The sequence below is a fragment of the Stenotrophomonas sp. 2YAF22 genome, assembly GCF_052114665.1.
Taxonomy (GTDB): Bacteria; Pseudomonadota; Gammaproteobacteria; order Xanthomonadales; family Xanthomonadaceae; genus Stenotrophomonas; species Stenotrophomonas indicatrix.
Genome location: NZ_JBFRFE010000425.1, coordinates 1 through 3,814 on the forward strand (window position 1 = coordinate 1; position 3,814 = coordinate 3,814).

Sequence of the window (3,814 nt, forward strand, 5' to 3'; positions counted from 1 at the left end):
ATGGACGGCGACGTGGCCCGCTGCGGTACGCCGGGTGCGGTGATCGCCGGCTGCGTGCCGTGGAATCCGGCTGCGCCGATGGGCTACACCGGCCCGGGCTCGCTGGGCAACCAGGACGTGCAGGACTACCTGTTCACCCGCTTCGTCGACAAGATGCGCAGCACCACCAAGGTCGCCAGCGCCAACATCTCCGGCTCGCTGTTCACCCTGCCGGCCGGCGACATCATGGGCGCGATGGGCTTTGAGCACCGCAGCGAAGAAGCCAGCTACACCCCGGACCTGATGGTGCAGAAGGGCCAGATCGCCGGCACCACCGGCCAGCCGACCCGTGGCGACTACTCGCTCAACGAGGTCTACCTGGAAATGCAGGTGCCGCTGCTGGCCGACATGGCCTTCGCCCGCGAGCTGTCGCTGGACCTGGCCGGTCGCTACACCGATTACAACACCTTCGGTTCGACCACCAACAGCAAGTTCGGCCTGAAGTGGAAGCCGATCGACAGCCTGCTGGTGCGCGCCACCTACGGCACCGGCTTCCGTGCACCGACCGTGGACGATCTCTACGGCGGCGCGGTTTCCAGCCGCGATTCGTTCACCGATCCGTGCGATACGAAGTTCGGCATCGCCGCCAGCAGCCCGACCGTGGCAGCACGCTGCCAGGCGCTGAACGTGCCCGCCAACTTCCGTCAGCAGACCGGTTCGGATGGCAACCTTGCCAACCGCCCGGGCCAGCAGGCCACCTCCGATTTCAACTCCGGTTCCAACGCGGAACTGAAGCCGGAAACCGCCAAGACCTGGACCGTCGGCCTGGTCTACAGCCCGGAATTCGTGCAGGGCCTGGACGTCAGCCTGGACTGGTGGAAGATCCGCATCGACAACGCCATCGTGGGCGAGTCGGCTACCGACATCCTCAACCAGTGCTACGTGCAGGGCGTGGATTCGGCATGCGGTCGCTTCACCCGTTCCACTGCTGCGGCCACCCGCGGCCAGGTTTCGGCGCTGGATCGTTCGCTGGTCAACGCCGGCTACCGCGAAACCGCCGGCTATGACATCGGTGTGCGTTACCGCCTGCCGGAAACCGCATACGGCAAGTTCGCCATCAACTGGAACACCACCTACACCGACTACCTGGAGCAGCGCAACGACAGCGCCGCCACCACCCCGGTGGAGCAGCGCGTGGGCTGGGCCGGTGACTTCCGCGTACGTTCGACCTTCAACCTGGATTGGCAGTACGGCAATCTGGGCATCGGCTGGACCGCCCGTTACTACTCGGGCATGAAGGAAGCCTGCTCGTACGACCTGGGCGGTGGCCCGGACTGCAACATGGCCGACTTCGTTTCGCCGTATACCGATGCACAGCCGAGCCGCAAGGTGGGTTCCAACACCTTCCACGACCTGCAGGTGCGTTACAGCCTGCCGTGGGATGGCACCGTGTCGCTGGGCCTGAACAACGTGTTCGACCACCAGGGTCCGATCATGTACAGCCAGCCGAACAGCAGCTTCACCTACTACGGTGGCTTCGACATCGGTCGTTTCATGTACATGAAGTACCAGCAGCGCTTCTAAGCCTGCAACCGCGTTCCCGCCCCGGCCAACTCTCTCCTGGCCGTGGATGGAAGCAGAACGGTGCCCCTCGGGGCGCCGTTCTTTTTTTACAAGATCGGCTCCCTTCGCATCGCGAAGCGATCTGACCCCGGAGGCGCTATCGTTTCGCGCCGCRCATCGCCCGTACGTTGTCACCGACGTACAGGACCAACCCGGCCCAGATCGCCGCAAAACCAATCGCCTTGCCGGTGTCGAAGGCCTCGTGGAAGAAGAACACGCCCAGCAGCAGCTGCAGGCTCGGCGCGATGTACTGCAGGATGCCGACCAGCGACAGCGGAATGCGCTTCACTCCGTAGGCGAAGCCGATCAGCGGCACCGCCGTGATCACCCCGCCGAAGATCAGCATCAGGTCGTTGGCCCAGCCCCAGCCACCGAAGAAGCCACCGCCATGGCCGTTTTCCGACCAAAGCGCGAAGCCCAGCGCGGGCAGGAACAGGTACAGGCTTTCCACGCCCAGCCCGGCCACCGGATCGACCGACACCAGTTTGCGCAGCAGGCCGTACAGGCCGAACGAGCACGCCAGGCCCAGCGCGATCCACGGCGGCGTGCCCGCATCGATGGTCAGCCAGGCCACGCCCACCGCTGCGATGGCCACTGCCAGCCACTGCACGCGGCGCAGGCGCTCCTTCAGCACGAGCACGCCCAGCAGCACGTTCACCAGCGGGTTGATGAAGTAGCCCAGGCTGGTTTCGATCACATGCCCTGCGTTGATCGCCCAGATGTACAGGCCCCAGTTGAAGGCGATGGTCAGGCTCGATACTGCCAGGATCGGCAGCGCGCGCGGTTGCGCGGCGATCTTCTTCCACCAGCCCAGCCGTGATGCGATCAGCAGCCAGGCCACCACCAGCACGGTGCTCCAGATGATGCGGTGGGCGATGATCTGGAACGACGGCACTTCGTTCAGCAGATGCCAGTAGACCGGCACCAACCCCCACAGCACGAAGGTGGAGGCAGTGATCAACAGGCCCCGTCGCTGTTCTTTCTCGTCCATGCTCATCGCTTGCGTGTCCTTGCCATCGTCAGTACCACCACACCCAGAAGTATCACCGCCATGGCCAGGAAGTCGCGCCAACCAAAGCGTTCACCATTCAATGCAGCCCCCAACAGGACAGCAATCACCGGATTGACGTAGGCATAGCTGCCGGCCAGCGCCGGGCGCACGTTCTGCAGCAGCCAGACGTAGGCGGTGAACGCCACGAGCGAACCGAACACGCACAGGTAGGCCATCGCCAGCAGGCCACCGCTATCGGGCAGCGTGGTGGGGCGCTCGCCGACGACCAGACCGATCACCACCAGCAGCACGCCACCGCAGATCATCTGCCCGGCGGCCGTCATGAACGGTCCCGGCAGGTCCTGCCCGCGTGCCCACACCGAGCCGAACGCCCAGCCGACCGGCGCGATCAGCAGCAACACCAGCCCGGTGGGCGATGCGGTCAGGCTGCTGCCGGCGTTGAGCCAGACCACGCCGACGAAGCCAACGGCGATGCCCAGCCATTCACCCTTGCTGGCATGCTGCCCGCGCAGGGCCGAGAACAGCGCCATCCACAGCGGTACCGAGGCCACCGCGGTAGCGGCCAGGCCGGATGACACCTCGCGTTCGGCCAGCACCACCATGCCGTTGCCCAGCACCAGCATGGTCACGCCCATGATGACCAGGTTGCGCCACTGCCGCAGGGTGGGTCTGGGCATCTTCCAGAACAGGCGCAGCGCCAGGTACATCAGGCCGCCGGCAATGATGAACCGGCTGCCGGAGACCATCGTCAGTGGCAGCGCGCCGCCATGCAGGGCCTTGGCGATACCCAGGTAGGTCGAGCCCCAGACCACGTAGACCAGCAGCAGTGCCAGCACGACAAGGCCGCCCCGTGGGGCAGCCGCAGACGGAACGGGGGGAGCCGACATGACACACCAGGGAGCTGGGGGAACACGGATTTTAGGACGTTTTGGTTATGGTCCGGCAGCCCATGTAGTGGCACGCTGTCATCCATCCATGCCCCGCCCGCCCTTCCGGCACCCGGCGTTGACGTGGGTTGCAGTACCAAGGAGGCTGGCCGGCAGCGCACCGCGCGCCTGGCAGCGCAATTTCCCGCATGGACGCACCGCATCGAGGATCCCCACCCGGATGAGCACTACGTCCCAATCCGCTGTCCCCAGCACCGACGGCGCCGCCCTGCGGCGTTCCATCTCCAACACCCTCAAGGGCTCCGCCGGCAAC

General features: G+C 65.6%; 3 protein-coding genes. 1 reads left to right on the forward strand and 2 read right to left on the reverse strand.

What is annotated here, in order from left to right; all coding sequences use genetic code 11:
- On the forward strand, positions 1-1,563 hold a 1,563-nt coding region (locus tag AB4Y84_RS15755; RefSeq protein WP_442250410.1), incomplete at its 5' end, for a TonB-dependent receptor domain-containing protein.
- A 136-nt stretch (positions 1,564-1,699) separates the two neighbouring features.
- Here the strand turns inward: AB4Y84_RS15755 and rarD are convergent.
- Both rarD and yedA read right to left on the reverse strand, forming a co-directional pair.
- Positions 1,700-2,599, reverse strand: coding sequence for an EamA family transporter RarD (gene rarD / locus AB4Y84_RS15760; protein ID WP_442250411.1), 900 nt, complete (start codon positions 2,597-2,599; stop codon positions 1,700-1,702).
- Positions 2,596-3,501, reverse strand: a complete 906-nt coding sequence (yedA, locus tag AB4Y84_RS15765) for a drug/metabolite exporter YedA (RefSeq protein ID WP_442244022.1) — start codon at positions 3,499-3,501, stop codon at positions 2,596-2,598. The genes rarD and yedA overlap by 4 nt, the downstream gene beginning before the upstream one ends.
- Positions 3,502-3,814: the final 313 nt, after the last annotated feature.